The organism is Nostoc sp. (genome assembly GCF_036917095.1).
Taxonomy (GTDB): domain Bacteria; phylum Cyanobacteriota; class Cyanobacteriia; order Cyanobacteriales; family Nostocaceae; genus Nostoc.
In genome coordinates this window covers 1-19634 of sequence record NZ_JBALFH010000048.1, presented here as the reverse complement: position 1 = coordinate 19634, position 19634 = coordinate 1, and the positions used below count along the sequence as shown (strand labels likewise).

Genomic DNA, 19634 nt, shown 5'->3' with positions numbered 1-19634 from the left:
ATTAAACTCCGCCTCCATAACGTTTCTGCAAGACTTCGTAAGCTTGGGTATAGTCGGCTTCGCGGTCAACTTTTGTAAAAGGCGGATAGAAGGTTTTGGTGACTGTTTCTAAACCATCGTTGATTTGCCAACTTATGGTGAGGGGTGAAGTTTCGTTCCAATCTTTACGAGCTTCGCGGACTTCTTTACCTCCAGGGGCTTTACGGTTAGTGCTGGGGAGGCGTTGACCTTTTGCGTCGTATTCATCGCCGAGTTCGTATTGCCGCATCACGGGGAACTGTACGCGGTAAATGGTGGTGAGTTCGTCGAGGGATAAACCAAGGGCGAGGGCTACCAGTACATCAATTTCGAGGAGGGCTTGGCGGCGGGAGTAGTCGCTGCGGAGGGGTGAATGCCATAACCATTGCTGGGGGTCGAGTTCGTGCCAGGGAGACTCAAAGGAGTCTAGCATTGGGTTTTCTACTGCCCAACTGTCTTGGGTGATTTCGGTAAGAGCAACGGATGTCCAGAGATCGGCGTAGGAACGGGTGAGGGCGTTGAGGCGTAAGCCTCGGTGCATTATGGGGGTGATGTGAGAATTTTGAATTTTGGGGAGAAATTTTAAATCTGACTCAAAAATATGAATACGACCAGCAGCGCGGTTGATGAAGTCAAAAATGATTGAGAAACTACTTGATGCAAAACCAAGCATTTGAGAATTCTCTAAAAAATTGACTGCGATTACAGTGTTGATATGAGTCACTTCTGTTGGAATAATGGCACTAATTAACGTGCGCTCAGCACTGCAACTCACCATATTTCGACTCACAAAGCGGTAGGCTAAGGTTAAAGAGTTTTCATTTGGCCATTGTGGAATCTCTGCATAAAAAGCAGTGCGATCGCCCTTTTGATTCCCTGGACGATAAACTGCTCTTGGCAAATAGTTTTCATATATTACTGTTAAATCAATATCATCGTAAGCATTTCTATGGCTGCAATGATTTCTAGGTACTTTATTTAAAGGTGTTCCAACATAAAAATGAGGGCCGCTAAGAACAAATTCATCTGTGTTTTTAGGTTGAAAACTTGGGTTGTCTTGCCGCGTAATTATTCCATCTCTTTGACTATTAGATTCGTGAAATAATTCTGTAGCAAAATATTGACCATCTAATTCAGGAAGCAATTTTGATGCTTTGTTAATCTTGTCGATAACAGTTACTAGCTGACGTGCATGGACTTGTGGTAGACGAGATTCCTTAACTGGCACTGTGCTATTTTCCAGTAAAGCATGAAATAATTTCAAAGTTTCTTCGGTAACTATAATGATGCGGTCAATGTGTCCTTTTGTCTCCCATTTACCATCATTAGTCTTTAGCCCCGGAATTATTTCTCCTGGTTCTTGATGTTTGCGGCAAGAACTAAGTGTGATTGGATTGTATAGATTAGCTAAATGTATAAATTCAATATTTTTTGAAATTCCTCTAAAAATATTAAGGCTAAAATCTGTTTCATGATGAACATCCAAAAACAAATTAAACTCATTTTTAAAGTGGTAGTGACCTATAAGACGAGGATAATAAGCATTTCGTAAACGCCCACCATTCGCATCATCATAAGGGCTTTCTTGATGCAAGAGTCCACCGAATCCTTTTTGTCCAAGTACAGCCCAACTTTTAACAATAAAATTCTTATATAAATTCGTCTGACTTCCTCGCAGAGCCTCATAAAGTCGGTGACAATTTAAAAACGCAACTGTTCCTAAACTTGATTTTTGAGCATCTAAATAAATACTTCTGTTCAACTCAACTTTTAAAAGTTGAGGCCGTTCTTTATTAAACTCTGCACTTCTAGCTTCCCTAACTCCTAAAATCACATTGAAATCACACAACAATGCTGCATCTGTCCAAGACACCTTTAACCAAGGCGGGTTTCCTAAAATCACATCAAACCCTTTCGACTGACTTGCATCACACCCCAACACCTCAGAAAACGCTAATTCCCAATGCTGAAACCTCTCCTGCTCTGCAACATCCCGACTCACGCGATACCAAGACACCGCCGCACACAGCAAATCTGTATCTAAATCAGTCTGTGCAGTAGCTTTGAGCAAGTTCGCCCCATCAAAATTCCAGCGAAAGGCTTTAATACTTAAATCTCCTTCCGGCGCTAACAATATCTGCGCTGCTTCTAAATAATCTTCTCGCCTTGGCAATGCCTCCACTTCATCCATCGACCAGAAAAATAACGCACACCAAGAGTCCATTAACAATTTCAACCGTTGAAAACTGCCAGAGGTAGATTCTAGTTTTGCCTTCACCTCTTCCTGCAACGCCAAACTGGGGCCGGGTTCTGTTACCGGGGGTTGAGGCCACACACTACCAGGACAAGCTGTTTTCTCTAATGCTACTAACCGTTCCTTGGCATATTGCTGTTCGTGTTGGTCAATTAAATCGCTAACAGCCAGGGCTAAGTTTACCTCTACTTCTGTCCATTTGCTTTTGACTTCTTTCTTGTGCCAGTCCTTAGCTTGCTGCACTTGTTGGGGATGAAACTGCTTGACCAAAGCATCGCCAGCAGTCGGAACCATATCAGGGTCAAACACTAGGTAGTGATAAACTTCGTTTTTGCCTCGCTGTTCTCCTGGCTGGAGTTGACGGGGTTCCACGGCTTCATTACCGCTTTTGAGATGCACTCCTGCCAACAATTGCGCCTTTGTCCAGACTGCGCGGCGTGCGCCAATTAAACTGTTACCCGCTCGCAGTCGTAAGCCAAACCAAGGCGTTGCTCCCCTTACCCATTCTTCCCTACCATCTTCATGAATCAACTTCGCCCGGTGCATGGAGTTGAGCCACAAGGACAACGCGCCCAATTCTACCGCCGTGGGATTGAGGTCTACGCCGTAAAGATTGCGGGTTGTGATGTAGTGTCTAACGCGACGCAATTCATCAGGAAAATCCGCAGGTTCAATCGATTGATTCAGTTGTTTCTGCTTCAATTCCAGGTATTTTTGTGCCAGTTGGTTTGCTGCTTCATTCAAGAATGCACCGCTTCCCATAGCTGGCTCACAGACTGTTAATTGCAGAATTTTGTCGGCATCTTCTGGGGTATAGTCTTGCAGCAATGGTCGCAAAGTTTCTTCAACTAAGCATTTGGTTAACACTTCCGGCGTGTAATAAGAAGCACTCTGCTCTCTATCCAATCCCGACAGGTGCAAAATAAATGAGCCTTTGGCATAAATCCGGGGTTTGCCTTCTATCCGCTCTACTTCATCTTTTTTGAACTCCTCCAATCGTTCTTTAGGGACAAACCAAGTTTGGGTTTTGGACTTGCTAAATTCATCCTGAGCGCGTTTTACTTGGAGAAAATCTTGCTCGGCAAACATCCCCTTGTAAGAAAGTAATCCTTCGTAGATTGCACCTAGCTGATTTATACCCAGGTCTGCGTAGTTTACCCGTCCGGTAGTTTTGGTTTTTTCGTCGTAGCTGAGAGACAAAAGACGGATAACCTTTTGCAAACATCGGTTGGAAAGTTGCGCCCGACTCAACAATGGGGTAGCTTTCGGGTCAAAAAGTGTGGCAGTTAAAGGTGGTAACTCAAAAGTCCGTTGTTGTTGGGCAAGTTGCAATTGCAACTGTCCGGGATTTTCTTTCTGGTGCAGAGGGTGAAATCCTTCGTGGACTAAGGTGAAGAGTCTATTTAAATGTGTCTGAAAATAAGTTCCTTCACCAGACTGTTCAGAGAGTGGGACTAACTCTAAATCGCGCAATGCTTCCAAGCTGTAGCCCAAACGGTAAGCATCATCATTGATTGGTAAAACACCCAATTCCGCCCCATGTGCCTCGGCGTAGAAGCAGAATATCAGGCGATACACAAAAGTCAAAGCTTCATGACGCAGTTGCTCGGCAGTGACAGTAGTTGAACCATCAGGTAAAGCTTCCTCTGGGCGCAGGTTAATCATACCTAAACTGCGACGACGGCGATCGCTCACCCATTCATTTGCTAGTAACTCAATTGCTTCTCTTACCGCCACCTGGAGGTTTTCTGTCACCCCGTGAGCCAGCTTGTGGCTTTGTTCTCCCAAGGTATCATGCAATAATTCCACAGACTCACTATCTGGAGCCAGCGTTTCCCGTGATAAGAAAGTAGCGATTTGCTCAAAGGTCGCTTTCTCGTTCCGACCAAAAGCTTCATCTAAATCAAAAGCCAACCAGCGTCCGTTAGCAAAAGTTTTGCGGTCAATTAACAGTATCCGGCTTCCTGCCAGAATCATCACCCAACGCGGTGGTTCTTCTGTTTTAAAAATCTCACCAACTGCCCGACCCCAATCACCTTGTACCAGTTTGTGGTTAGAATCAACCAATTGCTCTAGTAATGGCTTTCCTTCTAAGGGGTCTTCACTGGCTGCGCCATCTGGCAAACTGCCATCGGGAATGCAAAACACACTCTCGCAGACAACCAACCAAGGTTGTCCAAATCGCTGTAATAGTCCCAAAATTGGAACGTAGACATCGCCACTTTCCACAGGCAAATCCATTGCTTCCAAGTCGCTGTAGCCAATTGCCTGTAATAAGTAGGAATGCCAAGCTTGGATTTCTACACCAGCATTGCGTCGCTGATTCCAGTCAAATTCTTCAATAGCTTGGGCTTTGGCTTTAAAGTATCGCTGTCCTAACTTCTGCAATTGCCTGGGTGATGCTGCTGCGCCTGCTTCCTTCCACGAAGAAGTAAACTTTTGTGCGTCTTTGGAAAACGTCGTATCAAGGTAGTGAGATGAATAGTATTCACCAACATTGTGAATCGCAAAATCTAAAACCATTATTTCACTCCTTCGATAACCAAAACTAACCGAGTAATGGGCGATTCCCCTGGTAGTAAGTGCATATCGCGCCAATGTTGCTGACGGTCTTTGAGATATTTGTCCATTTCGTCGCGCTCTCGTTGCAAGCGTTTAGCCGAGGCACTGTTGGGGTCAATTTCTCCAAGGTGCTGGTCAATAATTTCTCGCCGTTTCTGACTCCACTGTTGCAGCCGTTGTTCTTCTTGTTGCAGTAGAGGTTTCACTTTTTCCTGACGCTGTTTTTCGAGCGATCGCAAATGTTCTAAACTAGCTTCTACTGCCGCAGGAATTAACAGTTCAGCCGCAGCAACTCGCGCTGGAGTCTTTGTATTTGCCAGTCGTTCAAATCCTGCGGCAGCCAAAGTATTCTGTAGAGGAGACATTTCACAGCGACCACCAGGGCGGATGCGGATAGAATGGGAATCCACTACCAACGGTGTACCTGCTTTTGATGGTACTTGTCCAATAAAACAAAATGCTAATTCCCCTTCTTCCAGTTCTCTGGAAGTGATAATAGGGGCTTCTCCCCGTGCAAACTGCATCAGCAAGCGCTCTACTAGCCACTGCATAATTGGGTGAGTTTCACTACACAGCAGTTCTTTAGACCAGTAACCGGAAGTATTGCGGGCAGCCGTAATTGCCAGCTTCACCCGTTCCACATCGTCCGTCAGCCGAAACTGGTCGCCTTCCTGCCATGCCTCTTGAGGAATTGCCGTTCCACCAAAAATGATCTCATTTTTCTGTGAAGGCGCACCCAAACGACGCTTTAAATCAGGAGGGGCTGTAAGTGTCAGCATCCGCCCCTCAATTTCTAAGGGTAAATAATCTTGATTGGATTCCTGTAATAGGCGGTAAGCTGCCAGTAAGAAATCAAAATCTTTGTAAAAACGAATACGGCTGTTATTGTTAACCACTACAGAGTCCACTTTTTCAGAGGAAACATCACTCCCCCTGCCCAACAACAACGCCACTAAATCATCATCATCCTTAAGGTTGCCTGCAGAAATGATTAATTCTAAGTCGTTGGCTTCTGTGGATGTAGTTGCACTCTGCCCCACTCGCTTGTCTAAAACATTGCTATCTGCTTTCAACAAGCCCTGTTGGGCAATGTACTCTTCTTCCTTTTGCGGATCATAAAGCTGAAGCAAACTTTCTCCAGACCTAGTACTGCGGTTAATTTCTTCTACCTTGCCTATCAGCCGTTCAAAAATAGCTGAATCTCCCTTTAGCAATCCGTTTTTCGTCTCAACCATCAAATACCGAAGAATTGACGTTTCGGTTTGCCCAATGCGGTCAACTCGCCCGTTGCGTTGAATTAGGGTGATAATCGACCAGGGTAAGTCATAGTGAATAACGTGATGGCATTGGTGATGCAAGTTAATCCCTTCGGATGCTACATCGGTGGCAATCATCATCCGCACAGGTGAAGATTTTGTCCCAAAAGCTTCTACTGCTGCCATTAAATGCACATCTGGAAAAGCCCCACTAATGGAAGCGATCGCCTGATGCGGTTGGTCTTCAAATTTGTCGCTGTGTTTGAGATTAAATGCTTGAGCGATCGCAGCAGTTAACGCCTTCTGAGTTTCTATATACTCGGTAAAAATCAAAACGCGGGGACTACGCTCTTGGCCATTCCAGTCAATTTCTTGCAGTTGTTTAAGCAACAGTTGAAAACGGGAGGAATCAGTTAATACAATTTTTCTCAGGGCAGTTTCTAGCCCTTTTAAATAAGGTATTTCTGGACTTTGAGGGTTTTCAGCTTGCAGTTTTTTCAGTCGTTTGGAAACAGTACTAGCGCAAGATTCTGGGCTAGAAAGAAACTGTTTGTAGAGTCCATATTGAATTAAACGCTGATTTCTCCACTCTGAATACTCTTCCTTTTGGGTCTGGATTGCTTGTCGCAGTTCGCCCAAAATTCTGTATGCAGTTTCTTCTGCACTTGTCGCCTCCGCCGTGGTTTCCTGAAGGGGTACAACAAACCGTTCAGTAAGTTGCAGCCCAGCTTGATGACGCACATCTTCTTTAAAGCGCATCAAGTAGAAGCCACGAATATCATCTGCATCATACTCTCGATAACGAGGATCAGGGATTGCTGATGGATCTAGTAAGGAAATTAAACGCCCAAAAGTTTCTCTTTTACCATTATGAGGTGTTGCTGTCGTCAGCAACATACTATCTGTGCGCCTTGACAGCAACCGCGCTAACCTATGGGCTTGATGATTCTCAGGAATACTAGCCCCAGCAACGTTGTGCGCTTCATCAATCACCACCACATCCCAGCGAGTATCTTCCAAGAAATGGCGATAGCGTCCAACATCCTTGAGTGTATCAATGCTGATGATGACTCGATGATAAACCTCAAAGGGGTTCTTATTAGTGGGAATCTGTAACCTTAATTTAGCAATGCCTTGAGAGTCTAACCTTACTAGAGGAATACTGAAACGGTTCCAAAGTTCTGCTTGAAACTGTGTCAGCATGGATTTTTTGGTTAAAACTAAAATCCGATTTGCCCGTCCCCGACGGATTAACTCTGTCAGGATCATGCCAACCTGTATAGTCTTGCCCAATCCAACCGCATCTGCCAGTAGCAATCTAGGTCGAAGTTGTTCCAGCGATCGCTTGACTGCGATAATCTGAAAAGGCATAGGGTCAAATGCACCTAACCCTTCGAGATCAGCTTCTTCCCCCGCCGCAGGCATCTGCCGCAATTGCGCTTCCAGGAACAGTTTGGAGCGACGGAAACCATTTGAATTATCAGCAATTAATCTAGTCTTACGTGGATCTACTGACTCAATTTGGTCAAGCTGAGTCAAGAAAATTGCCTGATATCCTCGAACCAGTTCATCAACTCCAACTACTTGCACTGCATGTTGTGTACCTGCATCGTTAGAGGCATTTATACGCTGTACAAGCCATTCAGCATCACGACATAAAACCCGCATTCCAGGAGCCAAGGGCAGAATATTGGGCATTAATAATAAATAATATAAGTAATAGGTTGTATCTGTAATAACCTACTACTAACTGACGGTCAATGCTGGATTTACTGAGAACCTAATGGATAAAGCAGCAAACTACACCAAAAATTTGGCTGCAATCACATTAAGTAAACTGTCTAACCGCACTATGTAATTTAAATTGAGCTTATGCAATTGTAAAATTTCCATTCACTTATGCAGGTGATCGCCCATGACTGTCTAATTAGTACATATAAGTTGCTCGACTAAAGATTTTAGTAAAATTCAAGTATTTTAGTAAAATTCAAGTTTTCAAATTAGTGGTTATATACCAATAAGATAGTCATGACATGATACCCATCGAAGCTAAAACGCTCACTAAAGTATTTTTAAAATTTTCTGTATGTACAAAATTAATGTTTAACTAAGTGCTTTATGAACCTCGCATTTAAAGCAATCTTGAAACATAATTCCTCAAATGGAGACTCTGGTTCCCATACAATAAATTGATCTATATCATCTGTTATCCCTAGTATCGGTTTAGGTAACTTAAATATTTCTTTAAACTCATATCCAAAAACAGGTTCATCTCCCCATTGATTTTGAGCCTTGAAGTTAGATAAGTCTGTACCTTGATTGTGCTTATTAACATCTGCCTTAAATCTCTCTTCATCATATTCAATTATTTCGGCCTTTGCTGTACCAATAATAGAATTTACTGGAACAATATTTTTACATAATCCCTCAGCAACAAGTGCATTTTCACATTCTTCTTTATCTGACTCATCTAAATATGAAGCGGAATGAATTAAAAAATAATCAGCATCACTATAGCATTCACTAAAAAATACTATCGGTATTTCTCCAATCAAAACATAATAAGCCATACTTGGAGATAGAGCGACCCCATAATTTTTTTTTTGCATTTCTAAGTTAAACCTTATGATTATAAAATTTTTAATTAAATTAGTAATTCATTTTAATCCTTGAATTATCGCTCTATTTGATTCCAAGCTTGAGTAAATGCAGCTTTTTCGACGGGATTGCTTGCACCCCACAAAGGACATTGTTTTCCTTTTATCGGTATAAAATTTTTAAAACCTGTAGGGTTAATAAATGTGTATACATAACAAGGTTCACTATATCGGCAATCAATTAATTCAGCTGCGCCAATAATACATCCTCTTTGTACATTAGGAGAAATATTATATTCTTTAAAAGCTTCATCACTGTCCATTGACAATCCAGCTTGAATTAATGTCCATCCACGATGATTCGTGTTTTTTAGTCGAATCTCCATCTCTTCTTTACCCATGACAATTGCATAAGCAAAAGGAGCATGAGTAGTTAGACATTTTAGATTATCTGGTGCATTCTCAATCGGTGGACGATAATTTTCTGTTATTATCCTTTTTTGCTTTATTTCTTTAATCTGCTCGTCTGATAGTTCTACAATAAAGTTATGGGATTTTGTATAGTTAGCCATACAAGCTATCTCTAGCCAAGCTTTTTCAGGAATATCTAGCACTTTTTCTTGAGGAATAATAATTCTTTGAAAAGGTTCGTCTGGATCTACCTGCCCTATACGAATCCCCTGAGAGAGAATGCTAACTTGATATTCTTTTACATTCATTTGTGTATAACAAAAGTATTAGCTCTTATTTTTATTCTTAAGCGCAAAAGCCATAAGCTTTTATATTTAGCTATATATCCCTTATTATTGTAATATATACAACTATTTTATTCACAGTAATAATACGGAAATAAAAGAGTTCTAATTAACGAGGCTCTTTACATTCCATCTCTAACACTCCTAACAATTTCTCTTCCAGTCCAGTCAAATAAGCCCTGTTCAGCTTCCCCAACGACTCCAAAAACTTCTGCACCGACTCCTCCAGCCCACTCGAATACACCCGACTGATGCGATCGCTAATTAACTGCATCTGCTCACATTCTTCAGGCAAGTATTCATAAGATTTCAGATGTTGCAACCCAACCGTGTGTTCGCCATCCCACATCCTCACCGTGCAACTGAACTCATTTACTTGGCTGACAATCCCCCAGCAGCAACCCTTGCCCCTGAGTTCTGGATTATCTTTGGCTAAGATTTGGCATACCTCGCCTAATTGATAGGTGTTAGGTACTTGAGTACGTTCCATTATTCGCTGCACCGCATCTTTGACGATGCGATGAGATGGTACTTTACCCTTGGCAGACTCTACAGCTTGCTCCCATGCTTCAGGCTGAATGTCCGGGTCTAACTTGGACAGTGGCCTGATTTGCCACTCATTAGTCGGCAAAATGTGATCGGAACGATCACATTTTTGCTCTAAGTTATCAAATATTACTGCTGCATCCATTAGAAGATAAGACTGGCGACGATTATGGCCAAAGCGATCGCGGCAATACTCCTCAAAGGTTTTGTGAGTAGAGCGATATAACTTGCGATCCCGTAATTCCATTAATGCCTTCCCCGCCTCAAAAAATGCCCTCTCCACTTTCCTCTCCAAGTGCAGGCGATCGCTTTGCTCCTCCTGGGTCAACTCTGTTACTTCAACAGCACTAACTGTAATTGTTGCTGAACCTGGGTCTTCTTGCTGGGAAATATCCTCGTTTGTTGAATCGGTAGATGCGGCTTTTTTGCGTCTAGAAGGTGGACTATTCATATTTCCACGCCCTCTAGTTCGACAATATTTTTTTAGGGTCAATTGCAACGTATATTTTGGGCGTGGTTGGAAACTCCGTCTCTAAAAAAACAGAGGGGAGAGCAAGAAGATTGATGGTCTGAGGGTCAATCATCTTTGCTCTAATCACGGTTGCACCCCAAACTCAATGCCTAAAACCTGCTCAATTCGTCTTAGGGTAGGCAGTGGCAATACTTTTATCCGCTCTTGCTCAATTGCATACCAATTGGCAACAGAAATGTCAGCCTCAGCAGCCAATTGAGTAATAGTACGACCTGACTCATGTCTTGCATCTCGGATGCGTTGCCCCAACTCAGGAACATCTATTTCCCAGCCTACCTTCATTAATAGTTGATTTTGTGACATGTAACGCCTCCTTTATACAACGCATTAGAGCAATATTAATATCGTAACATTACACATATATTGACATTACTATAATGATATTATAGGATTACCATTATAAAGAAAGCGCCCCGACTACCAATCTGAAGCGCTTTCCGTCCCGTTAGGAACTTAATCAATCATGACATACCAAATCTACAGCCAACAACAGCTGCAACTGAAATCCATTGCCCGACTCAAGCAAATCTACAGCGAAATCGGCTGCACAGTCGAAGTAAGCGACAAACGCTGTAAGGATGCCTGGATTTCCGCCATTGTTAACTATCAGGCAAGCAAGATTCAGAAACTCACCCCTGCTGCCCCCGACGAACAAGCCGCAGCCCAAGCCGAACTCGACAGCTACATCGCCGACCAAGCCCAAGTTATAGCTCCCGAACCCCTCAGAATAGTCGAAATCTCTTTTGACCATCACGAATATTACGCTGATGACAAACTGGTAGCCAGCATCAGCCATGACGACAACCATTTAACGCAACGCTGGGTAGTAATGGTCAACGGTAAAGAAATATTCCGTACTAACACTCTAATGCGTTGCGATCGCTTCATCTGCACTCACTACAAAGATGGTACGCTGCCAGTGCAAGAGCAAGAAGCAACACCCTGCACTACTGAAAACCGAATCATGGCGCATATCTTCAACGAGTGCCAGAAGTATGGTTTTGAAATTCTCAATGATGGCATTTACAACAACAACGGCGTGAAACTGGGGCAAGTCGGATGCACTGATGGTAACTGGTGGGTGAAAAGGCGTTATTCAGTCCAGCAGCAGTATTCTAACTCGGTGCTTGATGCTGTGCGATCGCTGTCGATAGTGGATACGTCACTGGCTGAACCAGTTCACAAATACTTGCAAGACCGACCCTTAGAGCAACTAACTACTGAGGAATTACAGCAGTTGCTCTCTGCTGAAGCGGCTAACTGTGAGCAATTGCTAGACCTATCCTTTGAACAGTTAACCGCTCAAAACTGGCAACGGTTACGGGAGCCTGTAACAGCGTAATTCCAATTCGCTTTTTCGCAATTAAACTGCGACTTGCAAATTGGAAATTGCGAATTGATATTGCCCTTTCCCCCTTCCCCTAATCATTCACTCATTACAAATATGCAACCCACGATGTCAATCCCCCAACACTGGGGCTACCCTCGCTTTGCTTTGGATCAACGTACTAAAGACGGTATCATTCTAGGGCTTTATTGCTACCCGAATGGTACTGAATTAGCTGAACAGTTTGATGAAGGATGGCGTTATGTATTGATGCCTAACAAGAATTCTGACGAGATATCGTACTTGCAAGAGAATCAAATCCAACCGCTCTCCCCACAGGAATTGTTCACACAAATTACCGCAGAAATTGAATTCTATCAGCGTCAAATCTCCATCCTGCAACAACAGTTAACTGTATTAACTCAAGGTGCAAACAATGGCTAATTCTACAAACAGTTTTGACCGTAGAGCCAATCATTTGCTGCGTGTGCTTCAGTTTTGCGGTGGTTGTGTGCCATTACATCGGTTGCAATTCCAATTCTCCAATTCAGTCATTCAAACACTGCTGGATAAAGAACTGGTGCAAGTACAGAACACGGGACGCGGTTTTTTGTTGGAGATTGCCGAGGATTTTTAAGTTATTAATCCCAGAGGACACAATGATGAAACTTTACGCAAAAACCATTCCACAGACTTTACCTAATTGGGCAACTGTCGTTACACAGAGCGCAGATTTGATTGAGATTGAAATCAATGATGAACACCCTAGCTTTCAAGCTCTACTTGAAGAATTAGCAACAGAGATTGAACCAGGAACAATAGGTGTAAAGGTAGAGGATTTATGTTCACGGCTTGGCATTGAGATGTCTAATCCCAATCTCCAGCAATTAGTTGAACAAGCTCAAACTCTGATATCTCTTATTGCTACGCACCCAGACTACAAACAACTGCTGGACGAGGGATATCAACCTGACTTAAACGTTGCGGATGCTCAAACTGCGCTCAATTATCTGCAATGGGAGTTAGACCAGAATCAACAGCCTTCTGTTTAGTAAAGAAGCGATTGCTTGAATATCAGCTTTTCTTCAAGCAATCGTAAAGCACTGAAAGTTTACGCTACAAACCACTAATTATTGCACAGGTCAATAAAATATGGTTACTGAAATCAAACTAAGTTTATCCAACCCTCCTGAACCCATCTATTTATTTGTCAATCAGGGGGAAGTAAATGGGGAGTCCTACACCTGCTACAAGAGAAGGAGGTAATCAAATGAATATCAAATGGAGTGATGAAGAACTAGAAATTATTGAGACAAAAGCTGAAGTATATACAATTAAGCAAATAGCCTCAAGCCTAAAAAGACGAGGATTCTATCGCACACCAGTTGCAATTTACCTGAAGTTAAATAGCTTAGGTTATTCCGCACGTCCCACCCTTGATAACTATTCTTGTAAAGAAATTGCTCAAGTTCTTCAATTGAATTTATCAACTGTTTGCAGATGGGTAAAGCGAGGATGGCTTAAAGCAACAAAACGTTCTGCTAGACATTATCAAGTCCGTAGATGGCATCTCAAACAGTTTTTTGACAATCCCCCACAATCAATTAAAAAACGTATTGCTGCTCTCGATACCGAAGCCATTAATTACTTATTAGGGAAAAAAGCATGATTGACCATATTAATGCACTCTTAACAAGTTGGTATATTTCTCCACCTTGGCGTGGAACAATTCCACCTGTTGAGGTGAATTTACTGGAGAGAGTATATTTACGAACCACAAGAACATTTGGTTATTGCTGTGGTATGCAATGGAAGCATGAGTGCTGGATTTATTCAATTGACTGCCGTAATGAAATACTCCACGCCACAGAAAACCAAATCATCGGGACTGGAGAATTAGAAACTCTCACCGTGCAAAAACCTACTTTCGTTTTGGGCGAAAGAGTAATGCTCTGTTCTCACGATAAGGGAGCAAAACAACGGCTGATTTTAGGGATTGGGCTGGTGAATAATTCTTGGTTTTACCTTGTTGAATTGGTGTTGCCAACCTTAACTCAATCACGGACTATATCGAATCGTTTCTCACTGGTTGGTGAGAAAAGTTTAGTGCGGGTGAATGTCTAACTCTCTCTAATCAACAACGAAAATTTATTACCCAACTAAAGTTATGTCACAAATCGAAGTAGCTCAAATTATTGAACAGATAAAGCAAGAAATCACTGTTGATGCTTCAGGACACGGTAAAGCTAGTATTCGAGCTACAGCAAGACTTGCCAATATCGATGCTACTGGATTAGTCAGAAGTCTCAAAACTGCTGTAGACAATTCTGGGTCTAAACTGGTTGAAAAGCTTATCCGTAAAGGATTTGAAGCCGTAGAGATTTTAGGGTGGTCGCAGTCTGGTATCCCTGACGTAGCAGTTGCCGCCATACTTCACTATTACGGCTACGAAGCGGGAAAAAGATGCAGCGAACAAGCAAGATTAGCCTGTGAAGCATTTGAAAGTATCGGTGTTCGTGCCTGGATGCAAGACATTATGGGCTGGACAAAACCCGCTACTCAACCACAAGAACAACCCCCTACACCAGCCCTTCCCCCAGTTGAACAACGATTGCATACTCTTGTCGAGGCAATGAAAACTTTAGCTGAGTTAACTGGTGGCAGACTCAACCCATACATGGAACAGAATTGCAAAGACTTCGCCGCCAATCTGATAGCTGACTACAACAGACAGTCCTTAACCGCCACACAAGAAAAGTGGCTTGGCGTGGTCAACTTTGCAGAGAGCGAACTTGGAAAGAAAGTCCCCCTGAGCGGCGCTCACTATCGAGGACATTTAGGCACATGGGTGAGAACATTTTACCCACAATTAGGCTCACGCCAAGAAACACGATTGGTTAATGGCGTTCAACAGCCCATCTATGTCTACGCTTGCCATGATCCGGCTGTTGCGGCTGGGTTGACCAAAGCTGTAGAAGAGTTCTTTGCTCACCCTAGCCCTGGTGCAGCGCTAAGGCAGGCAGGTGCTTTCGCTAACAAGAAAGCTGTAGTTACTGCTTGATTGATTATTAAACAGACCCGACAATTTTAGGAGTGAAAGGAAATTGATTTAAAGGTTAACAATAATGAACTGCCTTAACTGTGGAAGTCAGGAAATCTATCGAAAGAACCCACAAGAAAAAGTCGTCTACTGTGAGCGCTGCGATTATTCCTGGGAAGTGAAACAAGCCAGAAATCCGTTACTGCAAACCAAAGTTTATATGAGTCGAGGCCCCATGAAAGGGAATCATTATGTTTCAGTTTGGTTTTGCCCAATGGACATTTCACGATATTCCTTTTCTCTAACTTACGGGGGTGGAGTTTGTATGTTTAATGAGTTTTCTGACGACCCATATTTGAGTGGCAGTTATGAAACAGTAGAAGAAGCATTGTCAGCAGGAGTAAGAGAGGTGGAAAATGACGCGAGATGAATGGCTAAATCTTGGAGAAAAACTATTTGGTAAAGACGTAATGCAATGGAAATTCAAATGCCCATACTGTGGTCATATTGCTACTGTTGCGGATTACAAAAAAGCAGTTGCTCCATCTTCTGCCGCAGGATTTTCTTGTGTAGGGCGATGGATGCCAGTTTGTAAAGAGGCTTTCGATGATAAGGATAAGCGTAAGATTCCTTGTAATTATGCTGGCGGCGGATTAATTCAAATTAATCCCGTTGATGTTGATGGAACTAAAGTTTTTGAATTCGGAGTTTAAATATGGAACTGGGATTATTTCAAAAAGATGCACTCATTGAAAAACTGGCAAAAGCCTTTTATAGAATCCAAGGTTATGTAGTTCGACAAGACTACCGAATGCAAGATGCAACTCATCCGGCTGAGAAAGCTTGTGTAAAAATGGCGTTCACTGCTGTTGAAGAAGTAGAATTTGCGCTTGCTGACGACGGCGATACAGAAATTATTACTTGGCAACAAGGGCAATCATTGAGTGAAAACCGCCAGTATTACTTCTGCAAATATAAGGATTTTACTTTAACTCTTCTGACTTCACCTGCAATAAATACCACCCGTGTAGAAGTTACCCGTGGAAATACAAGAATTTACGTTTCTGAAAAAGAAATTACTAAGGAGCAAGTAACCCAAGAACTCCAAGATTTCTTAAACACGCTTGCTGTAGATTTACAAACCTTAAGCCGAATTCAGTTTCAGGAGTAATTTATGAAAGTCGTAGTTCAAGTAGTTGAAAAAGTTATTAGCGAAGCACACATTTATCTACCTGATGGATTGGCAGAAGAAGCCATCAAACAAGTCATCACAGACCGATATAATTCCGGCGAAATAACTACTGATTTAAACATATTTCAGGTTGATTTTGAATCCATCAGCGCAACGATTGTTCAACAACCGCAGGAGGCAGCATGAAACTCACAACTCTACAAGGCCATTACCAGTGCATTGTTATAGATCCTCCCTGGTTCTACAGACTTCGTTCTAAAGACAAAACTCACCGCAACCGCATCCCCTATCAACCAATGCGGACTGAGGAAATTCTGGCTCTGCCCATTCCCGAATTATGCGGGAGCAATGGCTGTATCCTCTGGCTCTGGTTTACAAACAATCACATGGTCGAAGCGGCTCAATGCTTGCAAACATGGGGATTTGAACTCAAGACTATTTTGACTTGGGAAAAAGTCACCAAAGACGGCACTAAAACACATCTAGGTGTTGGTCATTGGCTGCGAAACTCGACCGAACATTGCGCTTTGGCTGTTCGTGGGAATGTCAAAGCTTTTGCTGGACGGACACTTACAAACCAGTCAAGCATTTTACACTCACCCCGCCGTGAGCATTCCCGTAAGCCCGAAAATTTCTATCAACTCGTAGACAAACTGTGTCCAGACATAACAAAGCTGGAGATGTTCGCACGCGAGTCTAGAGTTGGCTGGGATTGTTGGGGTGATGAGGCTCTGAAGTTTGATCAGCCTGTTGAAGAACGTGATGGAGATACTTCGTTAAGTGCTTAATTAGAGCTAATTTAAGCACTTAAAGTGTACTGAACCTAGAAAACTAAATATTAAATTCTTCAATGCTAATTTTCTGGCGGATTGTCAGTTGTAGAGGACTGGTATATTTGACGCAATTCATCGACTGTAGTTGCTGTTTTTATCCCATTTCTCACTGCTCTTAATAGTTCAACGTCTTCCAACGATGAAATTTCTGGCACTAGGTTTAATGCTTCAGGGCCAAACTTGAGTTCCAAGCCTAATTTTATTGCTTCTACCAATTCTTCCATTCGGGCAATTCGCTCAAATGATGTCACGTACTGCATACGTTGTTCTGCCTCTAATTGTTCTACTTCCCGTTGAAATTCTCGCTCTAAATCTAATGGTAGCGTCAACATCCAGTCAATAAAAGCCAAAAGGTTAACAACAGCCTCGCGTTCAAACCCTTGCTCATACAACCGACGCACTAAATTCAGTTTTGATTGTTTCCTTTGCGACCTATTACTGCGGGTTTGCACTGCTGCCAAGTGAGCCATTACCACCGTAGCAAAGGGGTTACGACTGGCTTCTAGCTCCGACAACCTTTGCTGATAGTCTAGCAGCTTGATCACAGGAAACTGAAAATTAACTGTGCAGCCAAATAATTCATAACCAAATTGATTTGGTCGCCAGTTTATATTCTCATCTCCCAGTACCGCGCATGATGCAACTGAACGGTTATAACGGTCAAAAATCCGATAGTTGTATACAAACATACGTTTCGGGAAATCGCTTTCTTCCTGGCTTTGGACTTCGACATGGATCAATAGCCAAGATTCTTCACCCCCAATGCGGTAAATTTTCACCAATTTGTCAATTAATCGCTTTCCTAACTCCGCATCTCTGACTACCTGTTGTAACTCCTGATCAAGAAATACAAAACCACGACTCCAATCAATTTCACTATGCGCTTGGGGAAAAAAGAACAACATGAAGTCTTGAAAATACAACTGTAGTATTTGCTTCCAAGGAGAATCGTATTCAGTAAGAGGTGTTTTCTTAGCCATTTTCAAATGTATTGTCTAATTTCAAATTTCAGAGGTATTTATGCCAACAAACATAGAATGGACAGACTTAACAGATAATATCATCCGTGCCAAGGGAGGCGGTTGGTGGTGTCAAAAAATCTCAGAGGGATGTAAAAATTGCTATAGCGAAAAGCTGAATCAAAATTCTTTCTTTGGTGGGAATAAGCAACCCTACTCTGGGCAACCACCAGAACTAGTGTTAGATACAGAAGCTATTCGGAAATGGGGATTCCAAAGGAAACCTAAGAAGCATTTCGTTTCTTCAATGACTGATGTTTTCGGTGAATGGGTTCCGCGTTTGTGGCAACATGAAATGCTAGATGGAATGTTCGTTGCTCCCAATCAAGTATTTCAGATTCTCACCAAACGCCCAGAAATCATGCTGTCATCTATGGATGAATGGCTCTCCTGTCATGGATTAGACAAATTGCCTTTAAATATTTGGGTTGGCACTTCTATTGAAAATCGCCGTATTTTAGAAGAACGTAGTCAATTTCTTGCTCAAATTCCGGCTTTAATTCGCTTCTGGTCAGTTGAACCGTTGCTAGAAGATTTGGGCAATATCACTCACTATTTGAATGATGTTCAGTTAGTAATTATTGGTGGTGAGTCTGGCCCAAATTCCAGACCATGCCACATCGAATGGCTCGAATCGATTGTCCAACAATGTCACGCGGCTAAAACACCTGTGTTTGTGAAGCAGTTGGGGGCTAATGCAATATTTGGGGGACAGCGATTCAAAACCCGCGACAAAAAAGGGGGAGACATTGAAGAGTTTCCACAAGAATTACAGGTTAGGGAATTTCCTGTTCCGGTACGAGAGTAAAAGCAAATCCCCCACACTGCTTTTCAGAGGCGGGGGAAGGAAAAGTTTTTTGTAGGGTTCTAACGATGAGTTTAACAAAAAAAATAAACATTGCTGGAGGGTTTAAAAGATGACTACCGACAGCTTTAGCGATAACAGAAGAAAACGCCATATTTATATGGATAGTAAGCTTGACGATTTGCCATTAACAATGGAGGCATATCGTGTTTACTGCCACTTGTGCCGTCGAGCCGGTTGTGATAACAATGCTTTCCCTTCCTACAAATCCATTGGTGAGTTCTGCTTTCGGGGGTCTTTTCCAAATTCACCAACCGACACTTTACGGCGAAAAGCGATCGCAGCAGTAAATGAACTTATCTGTTGGAATTTGATCACAAAAACCAGCAGAGAGAATAATGGGCTACAAACATCAAATCATTACAGTCTTACGGACATGGAAGACTGGTTCCCTAATCCATTAAAACCGTCTTCCTTAATCAGAGGAAAGAAAGATTTAGGTAGTGTTGGGGGGACACTAGGGGGAGTGCTGGGGGGACACCCCGGTAGTGCTGGGGGAACACCCCCGGTAGTGTTGGGGGAACACCCCGGTAGTGCTGGGGGGACACCCAAAGATTATCCAATTAAAGATTATCCAATTGAAGTCTATCCACTCAAGGACGCGCCCCTGGCTTCGCCACCCGCGCCCCCCACCCAAGAGTGTGTGTGTGAAAAAGAAGAACTTGATTTAACAACGGAAGAAATTGAACTTGAAGAACCAATTCCAGAAAAACCAAGCTTAGAAGAATCAACCCCAGAAGAACCAACCCCACAACAACCCACTTCGTTGTCAAAAAATTCCGAGTCTTCGCAACAAACCGATAACCCGTCAAGAGGATCAACTATTGCGGCGGGGTCG

General features: G+C 42.7%; 20 protein-coding genes and 1 pseudogene. 14 read left to right on the top strand and 7 right to left on the bottom strand.

Features of this window, described 5'->3' with window-relative positions; translation table 11 throughout:
* Window position 1 precedes the first annotated feature (1 nt).
* The 6 genes from V7L01_RS29660 to V7L01_RS29635 form a co-directional block, all read right to left on the bottom strand.
* A complete protein-coding gene (locus V7L01_RS29660) occupies window positions 2–4795 on the bottom strand; it encodes a hypothetical protein (protein WP_335041306.1) in 4794 nt (1597 codons plus the stop codon).
* A complete protein-coding gene (locus V7L01_RS29655) occupies window positions 4795–7788 on the bottom strand; it encodes a DEAD/DEAH box helicase (protein ID WP_335041304.1) in 2994 nt (997 codons plus the stop codon). Before V7L01_RS29655 ends, V7L01_RS29660 begins: the two co-directional genes overlap by 1 nt.
* Before the next feature lie 398 nt (window positions 7789–8186).
* Entirely contained in the window at window positions 8187–8699 is a 513-nt protein-coding gene (locus tag V7L01_RS29650) for a hypothetical protein (RefSeq protein WP_335041302.1), read from the bottom strand.
* Window positions 8700–8764: 65 nt separating this feature from the next.
* The gene (locus V7L01_RS29645; protein WP_335041300.1) at window positions 8765–9406 is read right to left on the bottom strand and encodes a hypothetical protein; all 642 of its coding nucleotides are present in this window, start codon (window positions 9404–9406) and stop codon (window positions 8765–8767) included.
* Between the two features lie 145 nt (window positions 9407–9551).
* Window positions 9552–10439 (bottom strand): hypothetical protein, encoded by an 888-nt coding sequence (locus V7L01_RS29640; RefSeq protein WP_335041298.1) that lies wholly within the window; start codon window positions 10437–10439, stop codon window positions 9552–9554.
* Between the two features lie 144 nt (window positions 10440–10583).
* Window positions 10584–10823 carry a helix-turn-helix domain-containing protein gene (locus V7L01_RS29635; RefSeq protein WP_225892625.1) on the bottom strand — a complete coding sequence of 80 codons (240 nt, stop codon included), beginning with the start codon at window positions 10821–10823 and terminating at the stop codon, window positions 10584–10586.
* A 160-nt stretch (window positions 10824–10983) separates the two neighbouring features.
* Here V7L01_RS29635 and V7L01_RS29630 point away from each other — a divergent pair, with 160 nt between their 5' ends.
* From V7L01_RS29630 to V7L01_RS29575, 12 genes are all read left to right on the top strand, one after another.
* The gene (locus tag V7L01_RS29630; protein WP_335041296.1) at window positions 10984–11862 is read left to right on the top strand and encodes a hypothetical protein; all 879 of its coding nucleotides are present in this window, start codon (window positions 10984–10986) and stop codon (window positions 11860–11862) included.
* Window positions 11863–11976: 114 nt separating this feature from the next.
* Window positions 11977–12291: a hypothetical protein gene (locus V7L01_RS29625; RefSeq protein WP_335041294.1), complete on the top strand. Its 315-nt coding sequence runs from the start codon at window positions 11977–11979 to the stop codon at window positions 12289–12291.
* Entirely contained in the window at window positions 12284–12484 is a 201-nt protein-coding gene (locus tag V7L01_RS29620; protein ID WP_335041292.1) for a hypothetical protein, read from the top strand. Before V7L01_RS29625 ends, V7L01_RS29620 begins: the two co-directional genes overlap by 8 nt.
* Before the next feature lie 22 nt (window positions 12485–12506).
* The gene (locus tag V7L01_RS29615; RefSeq protein ID WP_335041290.1) at window positions 12507–12899 is read left to right on the top strand and encodes a hypothetical protein; all 393 of its coding nucleotides are present in this window, start codon (window positions 12507–12509) and stop codon (window positions 12897–12899) included.
* A 218-nt stretch (window positions 12900–13117) separates the two neighbouring features.
* Window positions 13118–13516, top strand: coding sequence for a helix-turn-helix domain-containing protein (locus V7L01_RS29610; RefSeq protein ID WP_335041288.1), 399 nt, complete (start codon window positions 13118–13120; stop codon window positions 13514–13516).
* A complete protein-coding gene (locus tag V7L01_RS29605; RefSeq protein ID WP_335041286.1) occupies window positions 13513–13971 on the top strand; it encodes a DUF1392 domain-containing protein in 459 nt (152 codons plus the stop codon). The genes V7L01_RS29610 and V7L01_RS29605 overlap by 4 nt, the downstream gene beginning before the upstream one ends.
* A 43-nt stretch (window positions 13972–14014) precedes the next feature.
* Window positions 14015–14908 carry a hypothetical protein gene (locus V7L01_RS29600; protein ID WP_335041284.1) on the top strand — a complete coding sequence of 298 codons (894 nt, stop codon included), beginning with the start codon at window positions 14015–14017 and terminating at the stop codon, window positions 14906–14908.
* 64 nt (window positions 14909–14972) lie between these two features.
* Window positions 14973–15317, top strand: coding sequence for a hypothetical protein (locus tag V7L01_RS29595; RefSeq protein ID WP_335041281.1), 345 nt, complete (start codon window positions 14973–14975; stop codon window positions 15315–15317).
* Entirely contained in the window at window positions 15304–15600 is a 297-nt protein-coding gene (locus V7L01_RS29590) for a VVA0879 family protein (protein WP_335041279.1), read from the top strand. The genes V7L01_RS29595 and V7L01_RS29590 overlap by 14 nt, the downstream gene beginning before the upstream one ends.
* 2 nt (window positions 15601–15602) lie before the next feature.
* Window positions 15603–16058: a hypothetical protein gene (locus V7L01_RS29585; RefSeq protein WP_335041277.1), complete on the top strand. Its 456-nt coding sequence runs from the start codon at window positions 15603–15605 to the stop codon at window positions 16056–16058.
* A 3-nt stretch (window positions 16059–16061) separates the two neighbouring features.
* A complete protein-coding gene (locus tag V7L01_RS29580; protein WP_335041275.1) occupies window positions 16062–16265 on the top strand; it encodes a hypothetical protein in 204 nt (67 codons plus the stop codon).
* Complete coding sequence (locus tag V7L01_RS29575) at window positions 16262–16867, top strand: MT-A70 family methyltransferase (protein ID WP_335041273.1); 606 nt, start codon at window positions 16262–16264, stop codon at window positions 16865–16867. The genes V7L01_RS29580 and V7L01_RS29575 overlap by 4 nt, the downstream gene beginning before the upstream one ends.
* 65 nt (window positions 16868–16932) lie before the next feature.
* On the opposite strand, the gene V7L01_RS29570 is transcribed toward V7L01_RS29575, so the two are convergent.
* On the bottom strand, window positions 16933–17892 hold the full coding sequence (locus V7L01_RS29570) for a cytosolic protein (protein WP_335041270.1): 960 nt from the start codon (window positions 17890–17892) through the stop codon (window positions 16933–16935).
* A gap of 40 nt (window positions 17893–17932) precedes the next feature.
* On the opposite strand from V7L01_RS29570, the gene V7L01_RS29565 reads away from it, so the two are divergent.
* Together V7L01_RS29565 and V7L01_RS29560 are read left to right on the top strand one after the other, a co-directional pair.
* The gene (locus tag V7L01_RS29565; protein WP_335041267.1) at window positions 17933–18739 is read left to right on the top strand and encodes a DUF5131 family protein; all 807 of its coding nucleotides are present in this window, start codon (window positions 17933–17935) and stop codon (window positions 18737–18739) included.
* Between the two features lie 109 nt (window positions 18740–18848).
* Window positions 18849–19634: pseudogene (locus tag V7L01_RS29560) on the top strand (hypothetical protein); the annotation flags it as partial.

Excerpts from the sequence above, each read along its gene's own strand:
- V7L01_RS29660 (WP_335041306.1), bottom strand. The coding sequence starts at position 4,795 with ATGGTTTTAGATTTTGCGATTCACAATGTTGGTGAATACTATTCATCT.
- V7L01_RS29655 (WP_335041304.1), bottom strand. The coding sequence starts at position 7,788 with ATGCCCAATATTCTGCCCTTGGCTCCTGGAATGCGGGTTTTATGTCGT.
- V7L01_RS29650 (WP_335041302.1), bottom strand. The coding sequence starts at position 8,699 with ATGCAAAAAAAAAATTATGGGGTCGCTCTATCTCCAAGTATGGCTTAT.
- V7L01_RS29645 (WP_335041300.1), bottom strand. The coding sequence starts at position 9,406 with ATGAATGTAAAAGAATATCAAGTTAGCATTCTCTCTCAGGGGATTCGT.
- V7L01_RS29640 (WP_335041298.1), bottom strand. The coding sequence starts at position 10,439 with ATGAATAGTCCACCTTCTAGACGCAAAAAAGCCGCATCTACCGATTCA.
- V7L01_RS29635 (WP_225892625.1), bottom strand. The coding sequence starts at position 10,823 with ATGTCACAAAATCAACTATTAATGAAGGTAGGCTGGGAAATAGATGTT.
- V7L01_RS29630 (WP_335041296.1), top strand. The coding sequence starts at position 10,984 with ATGACATACCAAATCTACAGCCAACAACAGCTGCAACTGAAATCCATT.
- V7L01_RS29625 (WP_335041294.1), top strand. The coding sequence starts at position 11,977 with ATGTCAATCCCCCAACACTGGGGCTACCCTCGCTTTGCTTTGGATCAA.
- V7L01_RS29620 (WP_335041292.1), top strand. The coding sequence starts at position 12,284 with ATGGCTAATTCTACAAACAGTTTTGACCGTAGAGCCAATCATTTGCTG.
- V7L01_RS29615 (WP_335041290.1), top strand. The coding sequence starts at position 12,507 with ATGATGAAACTTTACGCAAAAACCATTCCACAGACTTTACCTAATTGG.
- V7L01_RS29610 (WP_335041288.1), top strand. The coding sequence starts at position 13,118 with ATGAATATCAAATGGAGTGATGAAGAACTAGAAATTATTGAGACAAAA.
- V7L01_RS29605 (WP_335041286.1), top strand. The coding sequence starts at position 13,513 with ATGATTGACCATATTAATGCACTCTTAACAAGTTGGTATATTTCTCCA.
- V7L01_RS29600 (WP_335041284.1), top strand. The coding sequence starts at position 14,015 with ATGTCACAAATCGAAGTAGCTCAAATTATTGAACAGATAAAGCAAGAA.
- V7L01_RS29595 (WP_335041281.1), top strand. The coding sequence starts at position 14,973 with ATGAACTGCCTTAACTGTGGAAGTCAGGAAATCTATCGAAAGAACCCA.
- V7L01_RS29590 (WP_335041279.1), top strand. The coding sequence starts at position 15,304 with ATGACGCGAGATGAATGGCTAAATCTTGGAGAAAAACTATTTGGTAAA.
- V7L01_RS29585 (WP_335041277.1), top strand. The coding sequence starts at position 15,603 with ATGGAACTGGGATTATTTCAAAAAGATGCACTCATTGAAAAACTGGCA.
- V7L01_RS29580 (WP_335041275.1), top strand. The coding sequence starts at position 16,062 with ATGAAAGTCGTAGTTCAAGTAGTTGAAAAAGTTATTAGCGAAGCACAC.
- V7L01_RS29575 (WP_335041273.1), top strand. The coding sequence starts at position 16,262 with ATGAAACTCACAACTCTACAAGGCCATTACCAGTGCATTGTTATAGAT.
- V7L01_RS29570 (WP_335041270.1), bottom strand. The coding sequence starts at position 17,892 with ATGGCTAAGAAAACACCTCTTACTGAATACGATTCTCCTTGGAAGCAA.
- V7L01_RS29565 (WP_335041267.1), top strand. The coding sequence starts at position 17,933 with ATGCCAACAAACATAGAATGGACAGACTTAACAGATAATATCATCCGT.